The following is a 14,065-nucleotide window of genomic DNA, read 5'->3' on the forward strand; positions in this document are numbered from 1 at the left end:
TCGGAGTTGTTGCTGTCGATTCTTCTGAGATCCGCTAGGAGTTCATTCCTGGGGAGGAGACTGGCTGGGGTTGGTCCCTCGAAGTTGATCAGGGAGAGTATCACCTACAGGTCACTTCACTCATTATACAGCATCTTGAGCTCAGCTTACGAGGACTCCCACGCAGTGAGAGCGCTCAGGGGAATCTGTGGATCTATTGGGAAGCTCCCCGTGCCCTTCAGATCTGGGAGGGGTGAGGAGGAGAATCGGATCATCAAAAGGGTGCTTGATATACTCTTCTCGCCTCTCGCGCTCCCCATAGGTTTCCTGCTTTTCTTCACGATGTCCCTTGTCAGGATCTCAGGGGCCACCCTCCTGCTGCTGATCCTAACCTTGGCCTCAATGCTGCTCGGGATCGTCCTCGCTAGGGCCGAGGATGACATGGAGGTGAGGGAAGTCAGGGGGATCGTACTTCTGCTCGGAGTCATCATGTTCCTGGTGGGTTACGCCTCCTTCGTTGTGCAGCTCGTCAACTCCGGGGGGATACCCCTGCTAGATGAGCAGGTCAGGAGGAGGCTCTCAGCGATCCTCAATTACCTCTCCTGGACCACCGTTCCGGGGGCAGCCTTCATCCTATCATCCTCCAAACTGAGGAGGTGCGATGCCATAGCCTTCTCGATAATAGGATTCATACCATCCCTCCTATTGGCCTTCAGGACGGAGATGATAGCTTACCTGCTTGCCGTGACGTTGATACTTTACAGGAGGAGGCTTATCGGTCTTGGGTTCATCTTGCCAGCTCTCATGCTCGCTGTCATAGCCTTCGTCGGTGTGGGGGCGTTCAGGTCAGTGGCAACGGGACTCGTCCAGAACCCCATCCTCTCTGTCCTCTACAGGCCCACCATAACCGTCGCGGCCCTGGACACGATGGTCAGGATCTACGGGATGAGGCCCGTGACCAACGGATACGTGCATCTCGCGGCTATCTCCTCCTTGGGGCTGATAAGCGGCCCCAGGTACGGTCCCAGGAACCTCATAGGCATCTACACCATGGGTAGAGCTGATGTCTCGACGACGGCCACCCTCATAGGAGGACCCCTCCTCGATTGGGGCCTGCCCGGGGCCCTGGTCGCGAGCCTCATCTACTCGTACATACTAGCCCTCTCGCAAAGGTTCTCCGGGAAATGCGATGCCCTCCTTGGCCCTCACGCTGTCATATATTCCTACGTGATGGTGGGTATCGAGACGGGAATACTGGACCTCAACGTCTACCTATACCTCCTGCTCTCAGCATCGATAGTGGTGCTCTCTCTGAGGCCGGGGAGATGAGGGACCTCCACAGCATCCTGCTGCATCCGTCCACCGGAATAGCTGGCTTACTCTCTCTCTTCCTCATCTTAGGCACTATTAAGTTCGGCTTCTCGATTAGCTGGTTCATCTCATCGCTCTCGGGCATCCTGGCATTCACCGCGGGATCGGCACTATCGAGGCGCCTCGAGAGCCCCCTGATCCTACTTGCATCTTCCGAGCTCATGGTTTTCCTCGTGATATTCTTCTCCTTCTACAGGATGGCGGGTCAACTTTCTCTCCTCATATCATCGGCCTGGCTGGCTGTCGCGAACGCATCCCCCCTCCTGGTCCGGCTCAAGCGAGTGAGACCCCCGGTTTACTCGATCCTCACCTTCTCCGTGGGATCCCTCATGACCGCTCACTCCTTCTTCACGATCCCCAGCGTGATAGAGCTGAGGTCCTCCTCCAGCATACCCCTCGAGGGGGCCTTCGGGATGTTCCTGATCTTCATATCCTATCCAAGCATACTCGAGTGGTTGCTGGATCTCGGTAAAAGGGCGGTCTCATCCTCCTTCTTCCTGCTCAGCGTGATCCTGATGCTGCTGCACGGGTTCAGGGCGGATGCCATACTGATACTGCTCTCCACGTTCCTCATACTCTCGAGAAGGAGCAGAAAATTGGCATATCTGACCCTGTTATCCATATTTTTCTTGTACATAGGGATAGACGTCATGAGGACGGAACTCAAGGTTTCCGCGCTGGAGAGACCTCTATTCCGCATGAGCACCACCTACTATTACTCCAAGGAGCTCGCATCATACTTCCTGAGACCTTTCCCTGTGGAGCCATTCTGGCTCACATCGATCCCCCTACACCCATCCCAAACGATAGGGAGGGGGATATTCGGCAAGGACTTCGGGATAACACCAACGATCTTCATAGGCATGCTTATGGACCTGGGTTTCATAGGCATGCTCCTCCTATCGGCTCTCCTGGGCCTGATCTCAGGATACTCCTACGGGAAGTTCATGAGAGGGGAGGAAACTTTCTCCTATCCAATTGTATGGCCCCTCCTGATAACGAGGACCGAGATAGGGTTGACTCAGCTGGACATATCCATCATATTCGGCTCGGCGCTGTTCTCCCTACTACTCAACTTTTTTAATGGCTCCTCACGAGCTACACCGGGGGTCAAACCATGCCTTACTACTACCACGGTCCCGTGATGCCGGGCGGTAGGAAGCCGACGGGTGGCAAGATAAGGGTCAGCAGGGGGAAGAGGAAGAGTGAGGCTGGAAGGGCGCCGGCCTTCACGAGGATAGGCGAGAGGAGGCTGAAGATCGTGAGGGTTAGGGGAGGAGGCCTTAAGCTGAGGCTGATAGCCGGGGATCAGATCAACGTGGCCTTGGGCGGAGGTGTCACCAGAAGGGCCAGGATCCTCGGGTTCATCGAGAACCCCTCTGACAAGGTGCTGAGCAGGAGGGGGATAATAACCAGGGGCGCTCTGGTCAGGACGGAGCTGGGTGTGGTCAGGGTGACCTCTAGGACGGGGCAGCACGGCATCCTCAACGGGGTCCTGGTGAGGGAGGAGGTTGCCTCGTAGGGGGAAGGTGATATATCCCTCCTACTTCGACTCCAGGCTCAGCAGGGGGGAGGGCAGGAGGGTACCGAAGGCCCTTTCCTTGAGGGGACCTACCCTCCAGGAAATTGTGAACGCCCTTAAATCCCTCTCAATAAGCTTTGAGGTGGAGAGGGATAAGGCCAGACCCTCCAGATGGTACAAGTTCGAGGGGAGGGTCCTAGTGCATTACGATGGGAGGAAGGAGGAGCTCCTGAGACTGCTGGCCGGGGAGATGGTGAGGCAGAGGATTGAGGTTCTTGGGAGAAGTGGTAAGGGTAACTAGATCCAGGAATTTCCTGGTGAAGCTCAAACCACCCATAAAAGGGGATCTGAAGGATCTGAAGGTCGCCCTCGATGATCTAACGGTGATAGGGGTGATCAGCGACATAATAGGGCCGGTGCATGAACCCTATGCCCTCGTGAAGGTGCTCCTCCCCTTGGATGAGGCGAGAGGGGTTGTTGGGAGAAGGGTCTACCTGGTCGAGAGGGGGGATGAGAGGCTCGTCAAGCACCCTCCGAAGGGGATTAAGACCTCAGATCAGGTTGAGAGATGAAGGCATATCTTATCGAGGAGATACCTGGCGACTTCCTCCGAATGTCCCCTCTCTATGTGGATGACCTCCGACAACCTTTTCAACTCCTCGACCTCGCTTATCCTGACCAGAGGGGCAGTTCCCACGGCGATCACATCAGAATACCATATTCTCCTAACCTGCTCGATGAACCTCCTTGAGAGAAGCTCCATCTTACCTATCTCATCTATCACGATGACTTCGCACTCCTCGGCTGCCCTGATGAGCGCCGGTATAGCCACGGACTCGAACCTCCCCAGATCGACCACGTACTTTGACACTGAGGGGCCCCCACTGAACGTCGTCGATGCGAAGAGCTCCCTCTCCCCTGTCAGTATGTCCTCAACCAGGAACCCCGTCCTTATACCGCCCTCCCTGACCTCCGGGGTCCTTATCCCTCCAACCCTCACGCCCCTCTCCCTCAGCCCCTGAATCAGCGCCGCCACGCAGGTGGACTTGCCGGAGCCCGGCCTTCCGGTTATAATGAACTTCCTCCCCCTCACCATCGTGAGCTCCAGGGTAACGCTTAGCCTGCGCTTATATAGCGAGGGGAGGGTGTCGTTCTACTCCACGGATCTGGAGGAGCTGGAGAGGAGGGGAATACCCTACACGAAAGCCCCCGTTTTCTACAACCCCAGGATGAAGCTCAACAGGGATCTCTCAGTGACCGTGTTCTCATCCCTCAACCTGAGGAGCGCCGCCGACCTGATGGCGGCCTCGGGTGTCAGGGCCCTGAGGCTGAGGCTGGAGGGCGGGGCGGACGAGGTGATCGCGTGCGACTCCAACTGCCTCTCGGTGCAGGTCATGAGGATCAATGTCAGGCTGAACAGGGCGACTGGCATCAGGGTGAGATGTTCCGATGCAAGGCTAGAGGCGGAGAGGATGGCATGGGAGGGGGAGAGGGTGGATTACCTCGATCTAGACCCATTCGGATCCCCAGCTCCCTTCATAGACTCCTCCCTCAGGGCCGTGAGGGGCGGGGGGATCCTGGGGGTGACGGCGACGGACGAGCCCCCTCTCTTCGGGATTTATCCTAAAAAACTTTTCAGATATTACGGAGTTTCAGGTAGAAAACTACCATTTTGCAAGGAATTCGGAATAAGAGCCCTGATATCCTTCGTGGTCAGGACCGCCGCCAGGCTGGATCTCGCGGCGGAGCCCCTCCTCTCCTACGGCGAGGCGCACTACATCAGGGCCTACTTCAGGATAGAGAGGGGGGCTAGCAGGGCCCAGAGATTGCTCGGGCAACTCGGCTGGCTGGCCCAGAGGGATGGGGGTTTCGAGTTGATGAGGGGGGTTGACGAGCTGCCCGGTTCCGGGGGTTGGATGGGACCGGTCTGGCTCGGTGGTCTCGTGAGCAAGGACTTCCTGGATGAGCTGAAGCCCATCAATGAGGAGGTTGAAAACTTGGTGGAGAGACTCAGGGAGGAGGCGGACGGGCCTCCCTTCTACTACAAGCTGGACGACATCTGCTCGGAGCTCAACATCAGGATCCCGAAGATCAGCATTGTAATAGAGTCCTTGAGGGAAATGGGACACTTTGCGGCAAGGTCTCATCTTGATCCCCTTGGAGTGAAGACGACAGCCAGTAAAAGTGAGCTAGAGGATCTTCTGAGGAAACTCACTTCTTCCTAAAGACTATAATTGCGTGCTTAGGATCGTAGGGCGAGAGGTCCACCGTCTCGAGGAGCTCGTATCTCCCCGTCTCCAGAACCTCCCTCTCGACCCTCTTGTAGATCTTCTTGGGAGGAAGCGTGACGTCTATGCTGCTAGCCTTGACGGCGATCATGGCGATCCCTCCGCTCTTGAGGAAGAGGTCGGAGTTCCTGAGGAGTATATCGACCTGATCGGGCTGGGCGACATCCTCATAAATGACATCGACCTCCGTCACCAGCCAGCTGTAGTTCTGGGGCCTTCTGGCGCTCTCAAGTATGGGGACTATGTTCTTCCTGAACTCGGCAACTCTCAGGAGATCCCTGATCACCCAGTGAGCTACTTCAACGCCGAATATGATGCCGCTCTCCTCTATCACGTCGCTTATATGAGAAGCGGTCGTGCCCGAGGCTATCCCGAGGTACAGCACCCTCGAACCTTTCCTGAAAGGGAAGTTCCTCAGCCCGTTGTGAATGGCCGCGGCTAACTTCGACCTTTTCGGATTCCATATCCTGTACTCTATCCCCCCTATCTCCCTCAACGTCTCGTCGTAGACCCTGATCCCCGGGGTTAGGCTCCTCGTAGCCAGCTGCTTCTTGCCGTCCACTATCCAATATACGTTCTTGAAGTTCTGATCCTCCTTAACCCTCACCGCTCATCGCCTCCGTGTACCTCTTGATCTTCTCATCTATCTCCCTCCTCAGTTGATCCCCTATGTACTTCCCCCCTCCGTAGAAATCGACTCTGGCAGCTATCGCTATCTTAGTGGCTAGGAGCCTGGCTATCTTCCCCCTCAAGCTCTTAGGAGCACTCCTGATCTCCTTCGCCTGGAAGATGACGCCGTGCTTCGGAGGCTTCGTTCCCTTGGTTAGGTGCATGAAGATGGCCTTGTGGGCCCCCAGGATCTGTATCGAGCTCGCCGGCAGGTTGGCCAGCCTCTCCAAACTGCCCGCTATCGCTATCAACCTGGCCCCCACGAGGGGATGCACCACGGCCGAGAGGTTGGGTGCCGCCCTCCTCATGAGGTCCTCTATGTAGCTCTCCATCGCCCTCCTCGCTTCGTACAGGGCTATCCAGCTGGATGCCGCGCTCTTTATGGATTGGAGGTCGACTTCACTCAAGTCCGCTCCCATAGAATTCCTCGAGGCCTCAATGATCTTGCTTATCATCTTGTCACTGAATCCCGCTCTCCTGAGCGCATCCTCCCTCATCTTGTTCCTGTCGGGCTCTATCGAGACCAGCTTGATGAAATCGTAGTGATCCTCAAGTATCTCATTAAGCTCCGGGAAGTGCACGGAGTACCACTCCCTTATGGTCGGCGCGATCATGTTCAATGCCTTGTTCGAGTGGTCGACGAAATCTACCGCCTTGATCACCTGCTGATCGAGCGAGCTGAGCTGCTCCCTCACCCTTGCCCTGGTCACTAGGATCCCTATCTCATTAAGCAGGGAGAGGTAATCCCTCTGTTTCAGATCCCCCCACAGCTGGGAGGCGTATCTGAGCGGGGATCTCCTTAGGCTGGAGAAGGGCCTCTCCCCGGGGGATAGCGAGGCGTGAACCCCCATCTCGTCGAGCAGCTCCTTGAGCCTAGCGTCATTGACCACGATCTCATCGGCGTTTATCCTACCCATCAGCTCCTTCAGGGATCTCCTGAGGAACTCCCTGTCCCTCACGAGGTTTGAGATGGCTTCCGCATCCCTCGGGAAGGGGAGGCCCTCCAGGAGCTCCCCCCTCTCATCAAGCGCGATGAGGCCGAAGGGTTGTAAGGCTATGAACGCCCTCAACGAAACCCCTGCCTACTCATATCGGATGCTGGCCCGGCTTCCTACCCAGCACGTATCTCTTGTGATACAGTGACCTGATCCTCGCTCTGGGAGGAGGGCTTCGCCTCTCCCTGGCCTCGACCTTGGGTGTCAGCGATCTCACCTTACCAGCCTTGTTCAGGGCACCGTGAGTTCCCCTAGGCATTCCACCACCCGGCTACCAGTGGGCGTGCCATTAATATATGTTAGCCTCCGGGGTGAGGTTCGCCAGATACCCTATAAGATGCCCCGCTGAGGATCCTGAGTGGGATGGGTTCCCATTCAGCGGTGCGGTGGAGAATGGAGAGACGCTCGGCTGAAGTACGCAGATGAGTAGAAGCAGGCTTTCATTGAACTCATGGCCTCAGCCCCCCTGCGCATCACACTCCCCCTGCCTTGCGAGTGACCGTCTGTAGTCGAGGATTATCCCCATCACGTCCAATCCCCTCCTCCCTACCCCAGGAGCCTCGGCCTCCTCGCTCCTAGCGAGCAGCTTCAGGGCCTCATCGAACGGGATCACTGGGGTCACACCGTTCCAGGCTATCCTGTAGTTGCTCTCGGAGTCCACGAATATACCCTCCTCGGAGGCCGCCTCCAGGAAGTCCGAGGGTGGAGGGCTCCCCCTATAGAGCAGGATTTTAACACCCAGGTTCTTCAGCCTCCTCGCGACGCTGCCGCTGGCACCCGATGCGTCGAGCACCAAGATGGCCTCGGCCCCCCCGGTCTCCGAGAGGGAGTCCACCCTCTCCTTGGATAGTGACGAGAGCACCCTCAGCCTTATCCCCGGGATCTCCTCCCTCGAATCCATCAGGCTCCTGAGCTGGGATCTCAGTATCTCGTTCTGCCACCTCTCCCTCTCCAGCTCCCTCTCCAGCTCCCTTATCCTTGAGTCCCTGATGGATATCCTCCTATCGATTTCAATCTCTAGGTTCCTCTCATCCTCCAGATACTCCAACCTCCTCCTAAGCTCAGCTATCTCCTCATCCTTCCTCCTGAGTAGTTCCTTATATCTCCTCAACTCCTCCCTGAGCTCCTCAATCTTCAGTAACAGCCTCCTGGCGTAATTGTCCGCTTTAGCCAGTTCCTTCCTCAATTCGAGATACCTGGACTCCCTGTGGGACTCCTCGTACTTCGAGGAGACCTCCTCTATGGCCACGGAGATTGGAGTTCCCCTGAGGACCTTGCTGACTATGGCATCTGAGTCCTTGGCGAGGCCAGCTTCCTCAGCCCTCGCCCTGGCCTTCGCTATCAGGTTCTTCACCCTGTAGTAGACCTTGAGGGCGGCAGCCAAAGAGTCCCTCTCGTGAGAGCTCCCGGCTCTCACACCTCTACTCTCCTCGTACTCCGCCACTATCCTCTTCTTCTCCTCGGAGCTCATATCGTACTTCGAAACCACGAGCTTTGCGTCGAACATGTTGGCTATTCTGATGACGCTCTTGGGAGGCGGATTCACATCCGTCGCTATTATTACGGGATAGCCGTGGTTCAATATCTCCTCTATGATCTCGGATCTCGAGGCCCTCCTCATCGTCCTCAATGCGAGTAGCTCTCCGTTCAGGTCTATCACAGCGAGGCCCACGGACATCCCGGGATCTATGCCAACTATGAGCGGTCTCGATCTGGGGATCGTTGAGAACTGCTCACCTGGAAACTTGACCTTGCTCCTCCAGGAGTGACTTATCTTTATCCTGAAGGGGGACCAGGAGCTGCTCTCCTTCACCACCTTCCTGACTTCCTCGGGATCCGCGTAAACTATGAACTCCGCCCTTCTCAAGCCTCCTGAAGCCCTCTCAACGTATAGATCATAGTCCAGATTGGCCCTATCAAGCTCAGTGGCTATCCTGTTCGCCTCGCTCAATATGCTGGCCTCTATGGACCTCCTCCACCTCTCGCTCCCGGAGCCTCCCTGCTTCACGCTCCTGTTCCTGGTCAACAGTATCCTCGTCTCAGGGTATATGGCGATGGCCTCCATTCCCACGCCCCTCAGAGCAAGCTGAGCCACCAGTCTGGCCGTGCTGAGCGGGTCGGAATGGGGCATGCTCAGACCCGCTTCCTTGGCCACCGAGGAGAGGGGCCTTATCCCCTGGGGCGAGCCGGTAACCTGGACCAGCTTGCACTTTGGAGGGAGGGAGTTGATGACCCTCCTCAGGTCATCGGAGTTCCGGGCTATCTCGAAAACGTTATCCGTGGCGAGGACGCTCACAGCGTACCTCCTGAGCAGCTCGAAGATCTCCTCCAGGGAGACCTCCTCAGCCTCAAATAATATCTCTCCCTCCCTCTGGATCGAGATGGAGTAAATGGGTTTCTCCTTTGACCTCGGAGATCCGGACTTTATGTCCACCCCAGCGACTATCAAATCGCTCATTCGCGCGAGTAGGGCATGAATCGTTTATTAAAGTTTCCCGAGGGTGTGACGGGATGGGTAAGAGGATTGCCCTGCTCATCCTCCTCTGCATCGCTCAAGCTTCACTGATGCCCGTCTCCTCTCAAGAGCCCGTTCAAATCCGCATAGATCCCAGGGAGCCATGCATAGCCGGATTCCCCTGTGAGCTAAACGTCTCCGTCACGAACATGGATGGCACGATACTGCTGAGCAAGCTGAGGCTCGCGACGCCCTGGGGACTATTCGTGAAGGACCTGGGCCTGAGGGAGCTGAGGGGAGGGGAGTCCCTGAGGATAGCAATCTCGGCGAACGTTAGCCTAGATTCGCTTGAGGGCCCGAACTTCGTGAGGGCCGAGCTGATATACTTCGTCAGGGGGGAGGTGGGTCTCAGGAGTGCCCTAGGGAACTCCTCATCCCTCATGGTCCAGAGGCCGAGGCTAAGCGTTAGCCTCCTGGCATCCCCCCTCAGCTACACTATTCGCTTGGGTGAGCCACTGATCCTCGAGGGGAGCTACAGGGTTGATGGGATCCCGAGGGAGTTCAGGCCAACCATGATAGTTTATGTGAACGGGATTCCAGCGGTGGAAAGTGTGATGAACTCTACCCACGGGCTTTTCTCAATTCCAGTCCCTCTGAGCGTCCCCGGCTCTCACGAGGTTAACCTGACCCTCTCCTACGGGATAGGTAAGGAGTCCAAGCTGTTCACGGTGATCGTCAGCCCGGGGCCAGCGGGCTACAGCAGGGAATACCTGTCTAGGGAACTTAACTCGACCAAGAGGGACTTTCAGTCGCTCCTAGCCCTCTACAGGAGCGCGATGGATGATCTGATACCCCTCCCGGGGGGGATCCTGTCGAACATATCGGCCATAGATTCCCTGCTGGCCGAGGCGGAGGCCAGGCTAGGCGGTGATCTGTCCTACGAGGACGCTCTTAGGATTGAGGAGCTTTTGAACAGGTCGGAGAAGCTGATCTCAACCAACCTGAAGGTGATAGTGGAGTCCTACAGGGGGAAGCTACTGTCTGAGCTCTCAGAGCTGAGGGGTGAGATCGAGGCCCTGGCAAGGGTGGACGAGGGGGCTTACCGTAACCTCAGCGCCAGGCTAGATGAGATTCAAGGAAGGGTTAGGTCGATCTCCTCCGGGGATGACGTTCCAAAAATCTACGAGGAGATATCCGGCGAGATAAATGGGTTGAGGGAGCTCGTGAGGTCGAGGAGGGAGATGGTGCTGTCCGATGCAACCACGCTGGCAGTCCTCCTGCTGAGCTTGATCACGATTTCGATCGTTTCTATAACAATACTTATCTTGAACCTCTGGAGGAGGAGCGCAGGGGAAGAGGTGTCCTAGGGATGTGCGGCATAGCCGGGATCACCAGGAGGAACGCTGGAGTGATCTCAGATCTGCTGAGAGCATTGAAGAACTTGGAGTACAGGGGATACGATTCTGCCGGGATTGCGGTATCGCTGAACGGTGAGATCCTCGTGAGGAAGGGGGTCGGGACGATAGATCAGGTGATAGGCGGTGATCCGCTGGAGGATGGTGAGGTCGGGATAGGGCACACCAGGTGGGCGACTCACGGTGGGGTGAGCGTGGAGAACGCCCATCCTCACACATCCTGCGACGGCAGGATAGCCCTGGTTCACAACGGAACATTGGACGGATTTGAGGAGCTCAGAGAGGAGCTGATGGCGAGAGGGCACTCCTTCAGATCGGATACCGATACCGAGGTGATAGTGCATCTGGTGGAGGAGGGCATCAGAGGCGGAATGGATCCCGTGAGCGCGCTGGCCAGCGCGCTAGGAAGGTTGGGGGGAAGCTACGCGGTGGCTATGATAGTGGCCGGTATGCATTCTATCTTCTTGGCCAGGTACAAGAGCCCGCTCGTCATAGGGTTGGGGAGGGGGGAGAACTACTGCGCCTCCGATGTAGCGGCGCTCCTCCACCTGACCAGGGAGTTCATATTCTTGGAGGATGGGGAGCTGGCTGAGCTGACCCCTGAGAGCATCAGGGTCTGGAGGCTGATGGAGGGAAGGCTTTTGGAGGTTGAAAAGACCGTGGAGAGGGTGGAATGGGTTCCTCAGCAGATGGACAAGGGGAGCTATGAGCACTTCATGCTGAAGGAGATATGGGAGCAGCCTCACATATTGAGGAAGATAGCCGAGACCGTTGAGTACTACAGGAAGTTCTCAGAGAAGCTGAGGCTTGCCCTAGAAGGAGGATGGCTCTCAATAGTGGCAGCTGGCACATCTCTGCACGCTGGCATGATAGGGAAGTATTACCTCTCCAGGATCTCCGGCCTTAGGTCTGAAGTGATTATAGCATCCGAGTTCCCGGACTGGTCGCACCACCTGGGCGAGGGCGACGTCGTTCTGGCCATAAGCCAGTCTGGGGAGACCGCCGACGTCTTGGAAGCCGTGAGGATCGCCAGGAGGAAGGGGGCGAGGATCTTCTCGATAGTGAACGTACCGGGGAGCACCCTAACGAGGCTCTCAGAGGATCACGTCTTCATACAGGCGGGTCCCGAGGTGGGGGTGGCCGCCACAAAGACCTTCACGGCCCAGGTGGCCACGCTGTATGTGGTATCATCCCTCATATCCGACCCCGATTCCGGTGCTGATTTGAGGAGGGACCTCGAGGAGGTCTCCAGGGTGATCTTGGACAGCATGGAGGGGCTCGTTGAGGAGGCCAAGGATCTGTCCAAGGTCATGAAGCTCAGGAGGGATGCCTTCTTCCTCGGCAGGGGGGTGAACTACCCGACGGCCCTGGAGGGCGCCCTCAAGCTGAAGGAGATAAGCTACATACACGCCGAGGGTTACGCGGCTGGGGAGTACAAGCACGGACCCCTAGCGCTCATAGAGGAGGGAGTGCCGGTCATAGCGGTGATCCCAACCGAGACGGCCCTGATGAGCAAGATAGTGTACAACCTGATGGAGGTGAGGGCCAGGGGGGCCTTCACGGTAACGATCCAACCGCCTGAGGTGAGCCTACCATCCGATAGGAGGATCTGCGTCGATGTTAAGGATGAACTCACATCGCCGATTGTCTACGCGGTCCCCCTCCAGCTCATAGCCTACTACACAGCGTTAGAACTGGGCAGGAATCCGGATAAGCCGAGGAACTTGGCCAAGAGCGTTACTGTGGAGTGATCACTCCAACGTGACGAAGAGGACGTTGTTTCCCCTTATGAAGAGCGTTCCCACGCTCCTCCTCACTTCCCCAGATATGGGATCGATCTCCCTGGCAGAGTCCAGAACCAGGTTCATCATCTCATCGTATACCACGAGCTTTCCGACTATCTGACTCCCGTTCTTCAGCCTGACCGTGACCTCCGCCCCATGGGACTTCTTGAGATGGGATAGCGGGAGGTTCCTGTTCTGACCCTCCATCCGGATCACCTCACCTGCTGCTCAGGGCTATCCTCTCTATCTCCTCCTTCCTCCTTATGGCGAAGCTCCTGTTCCTGTCGTACTCGGCCGCTGCAATTATCTCCTCAGCCAGAGCCTCGGCCAGGCTCCTGGGACTTCTGAAGGCTTTCATGGCGGCTCCCTGGGCTATGTGCCTTATGGCCAGATCCACCATCCTGCTGGGGGAGGTGTCAACGGCGTGGAAGTAGCTTATACCTCCGTACATTATCCTGGTCACCTCCTCCCTTATTATCGAGTTATCTATGGCGTCCAGGAAAACCTGTATAGGATTTTTACCTGTCCTCAGCTCTATTATCTCAAAGGCGTATTTCACGGTCCTCATGGCCTTCAGCTTCTTTCCCTGATTCTTGCTATTGACGTGATCCTTCCTGCTCCCGGCGTTGATCGCCTGTCCCATCAGCCTGTTGACCAACCTCTCCACTATGGGGATCTCCAGCTTCCCGAACCTCTTGTGCTCGTGTCTCCCTCCGGTGTGCGGCAGGTAAACCGGTTTGAGTGAGATCACGTTCCTGAGCGCTAGGTTCTCTATCCTCAGGCCCTCGTAACTCCATCTCCCGAACAGCCTTATCTCTGGTCTGGACCCGGAGGTCCCGACCTGCTGACCCCTCTCCTCACTCATGAGGATCACCTGCTTGGCTTCTCCTTCTTACCCCGGAGTATCGCCTCCAGCGACACCCCATTGACCTTTATCACCTTGAACCTGACTCCTGGGATGTCGCCCATCGACCTGCCCCTGGAGCCACCGATCCCCTCAACCACCACCTCATCGTGCTCATTTATCACATTGAGGGCGCCGTCTCCCGGGGCGAAGGCCGTGATTATCACACCATTCTTGGCCAGCTGCACCTTAACAGCCTTCCTCAGTCCTGAATGAGGCTGTCTAGCTTCAAGACCAACCTTCTCCAGCACTATGCCCCTGGCCATCGGGGCCCCCTCCAGGGGGTCGAATTTCTCCTTCAGCCTGTAGAGCCTCCTCCTTATCCTCCAGCTGTGCAGCCTCTTCTCCTTATACTTCTCCCTGAGCATCCTGGCGGCGTAGAGACCCAGCGGGGATTTCTTACCCATCCCATCACCTCAAGGGTTATCAGGTGCCCACGTCGCTATTTTAATGTTGTCTATATCATACCACCTCTTGGCGAGGAGCTTGGCCCTCTTTATCCTCCTCCCGTTCCTCCCTATGGCCACGCTCTTGTCCTCATCCAAAACGTAGGCTATGGCAGTTATCCCATCGCTCTGCTGGACTATCCTCACCTTCTTAACCCTTGCCGGGCTCAGAAGATTCATTATGAACCTCTCCGGACTGTCATCGAACTCCACCACCTCTATGTCATAATCCAGATC

Annotated in this window: 17 protein-coding genes; 8 read left to right on the plus strand and 9 right to left on the minus strand. The window is 56.7% G+C overall.

The annotated features are described in order from the left end of the window. The first annotated feature begins 6 nt into the window (after positions 1–6). From BA066_01365 to BA066_01385, 5 genes are read left to right on the plus strand one after another with little or no spacing between them, the layout of a single operon-like run. On the plus strand, positions 7–1,308 hold the full coding sequence (locus BA066_01365) for a hypothetical protein (protein RDD54042.1): 1,302 nt from the start codon (positions 7–9) through the stop codon (positions 1,306–1,308). Next, positions 1,164–2,495, plus strand: coding sequence for a hypothetical protein (locus BA066_01370; protein RDD54043.1), 1,332 nt, complete (start codon positions 1,164–1,166; stop codon positions 2,493–2,495). Before BA066_01365 ends, BA066_01370 begins: the two co-directional genes overlap by 145 nt. Further along, positions 2,495–2,872, plus strand: coding sequence for a 30S ribosomal protein S8e (locus BA066_01375; protein RDD54059.1), 378 nt, complete (start codon positions 2,495–2,497; stop codon positions 2,870–2,872). Before BA066_01370 ends, BA066_01375 begins: the two co-directional genes overlap by 1 nt. Further along, positions 2,862–3,173 carry a signal recognition particle protein Srp19 gene (locus tag BA066_01380; GenBank protein ID RDD54044.1) on the plus strand — a complete coding sequence of 104 codons (312 nt, stop codon included), beginning with the start codon at positions 2,862–2,864 and terminating at the stop codon, positions 3,171–3,173. Before BA066_01375 ends, BA066_01380 begins: the two co-directional genes overlap by 11 nt. Beyond that, on the plus strand, positions 3,157–3,444 hold the full coding sequence (locus tag BA066_01385) for a hypothetical protein (protein RDD54045.1): 288 nt from the start codon (positions 3,157–3,159) through the stop codon (positions 3,442–3,444). The genes BA066_01380 and BA066_01385 overlap by 17 nt, the downstream gene beginning before the upstream one ends. Here the strand turns inward: BA066_01385 and BA066_01390 are convergent. Beyond that, positions 3,429–3,968 carry a nucleoside triphosphatase gene (locus tag BA066_01390; protein RDD54046.1) on the minus strand — a complete coding sequence of 180 codons (540 nt, stop codon included), beginning with the start codon at positions 3,966–3,968 and terminating at the stop codon, positions 3,429–3,431. The two genes, BA066_01385 and BA066_01390, sit on opposite strands and share 16 nt — an antisense overlap. Between BA066_01390 and BA066_01395 the strand changes: the two genes are divergently transcribed. After that, positions 3,946–5,097: a hypothetical protein gene (locus tag BA066_01395; protein RDD54047.1), complete on the plus strand. Its 1,152-nt coding sequence runs from the start codon at positions 3,946–3,948 to the stop codon at positions 5,095–5,097. The two genes, BA066_01390 and BA066_01395, sit on opposite strands and share 23 nt — an antisense overlap. Here the strand turns inward: BA066_01395 and BA066_01400 are convergent. From BA066_01400 to BA066_01415, 4 genes are all read right to left on the minus strand, one after another. After that, on the minus strand, positions 5,084–5,767 hold the full coding sequence (locus tag BA066_01400) for a fibrillarin-like rRNA/tRNA 2'-O-methyltransferase (protein ID RDD54048.1): 684 nt from the start codon (positions 5,765–5,767) through the stop codon (positions 5,084–5,086). The two genes, BA066_01395 and BA066_01400, sit on opposite strands and share 14 nt — an antisense overlap. Next, complete coding sequence (locus tag BA066_01405) at positions 5,757–6,899, minus strand: C/D box methylation guide ribonucleoprotein complex aNOP56 subunit (protein ID RDD54049.1); 1,143 nt, start codon at positions 6,897–6,899, stop codon at positions 5,757–5,759. Before BA066_01405 ends, BA066_01400 begins: the two co-directional genes overlap by 11 nt. 16 nt (positions 6,900–6,915) lie before the next feature. Continuing rightward, positions 6,916–7,083, minus strand: a complete 168-nt coding sequence (locus BA066_01410) for a 30S ribosomal protein S30 (GenBank protein ID RDD54050.1) — start codon at positions 7,081–7,083, stop codon at positions 6,916–6,918. Between the two features lie 198 nt (positions 7,084–7,281). Next, on the minus strand, positions 7,282–9,282 hold the full coding sequence (locus BA066_01415; protein ID RDD54051.1) for a DUF460 domain-containing protein: 2,001 nt from the start codon (positions 9,280–9,282) through the stop codon (positions 7,282–7,284). A gap of 53 nt (positions 9,283–9,335) precedes the next feature. Here BA066_01415 and BA066_01420 point away from each other — a divergent pair, with 53 nt between their 5' ends. After that, positions 9,336–10,646, plus strand: coding sequence for a hypothetical protein (locus BA066_01420; protein ID RDD54052.1), 1,311 nt, complete (start codon positions 9,336–9,338; stop codon positions 10,644–10,646). A gap of 2 nt (positions 10,647–10,648) precedes the next feature. Further along, entirely contained in the window at positions 10,649–12,445 is a 1,797-nt protein-coding gene (glmS, locus tag BA066_01425; GenBank protein RDD54053.1) for a glutamine--fructose-6-phosphate transaminase (isomerizing), read from the plus strand. Here the strand turns inward: glmS and BA066_01430 are convergent, their stop codons facing one another. From BA066_01430 to BA066_01445, 4 genes are all read right to left on the minus strand, one after another. Next, positions 12,446–12,685, minus strand: a complete 240-nt coding sequence (locus BA066_01430) for an RNA-binding protein (GenBank protein ID RDD54054.1) — start codon at positions 12,683–12,685, stop codon at positions 12,446–12,448. It abuts the gene before it with no gap. 10 nt (positions 12,686–12,695) lie between these two features. Further along, complete coding sequence (locus tag BA066_01435) at positions 12,696–13,343, minus strand: 30S ribosomal protein S7 (protein ID RDD54060.1); 648 nt, start codon at positions 13,341–13,343, stop codon at positions 12,696–12,698. Positions 13,344–13,348: 5 nt separating this feature from the next. Further along, complete coding sequence (locus BA066_01440) at positions 13,349–13,789, minus strand: 30S ribosomal protein S12 (protein RDD54055.1); 441 nt, start codon at positions 13,787–13,789, stop codon at positions 13,349–13,351. Positions 13,790–13,798: 9 nt separating this feature from the next. Then, the coding region (locus BA066_01445) for a NusA-like transcription termination signal-binding factor (protein ID RDD54056.1) at positions 13,799–14,065 on the minus strand (267 nt) is incomplete at its 5' end.

The organism is Candidatus Korarchaeota archaeon NZ13-K, from assembly GCA_003344655.1.
GTDB lineage: Archaea > Korarchaeota > Korarchaeia > Korarchaeales > Korarchaeaceae > Korarchaeum.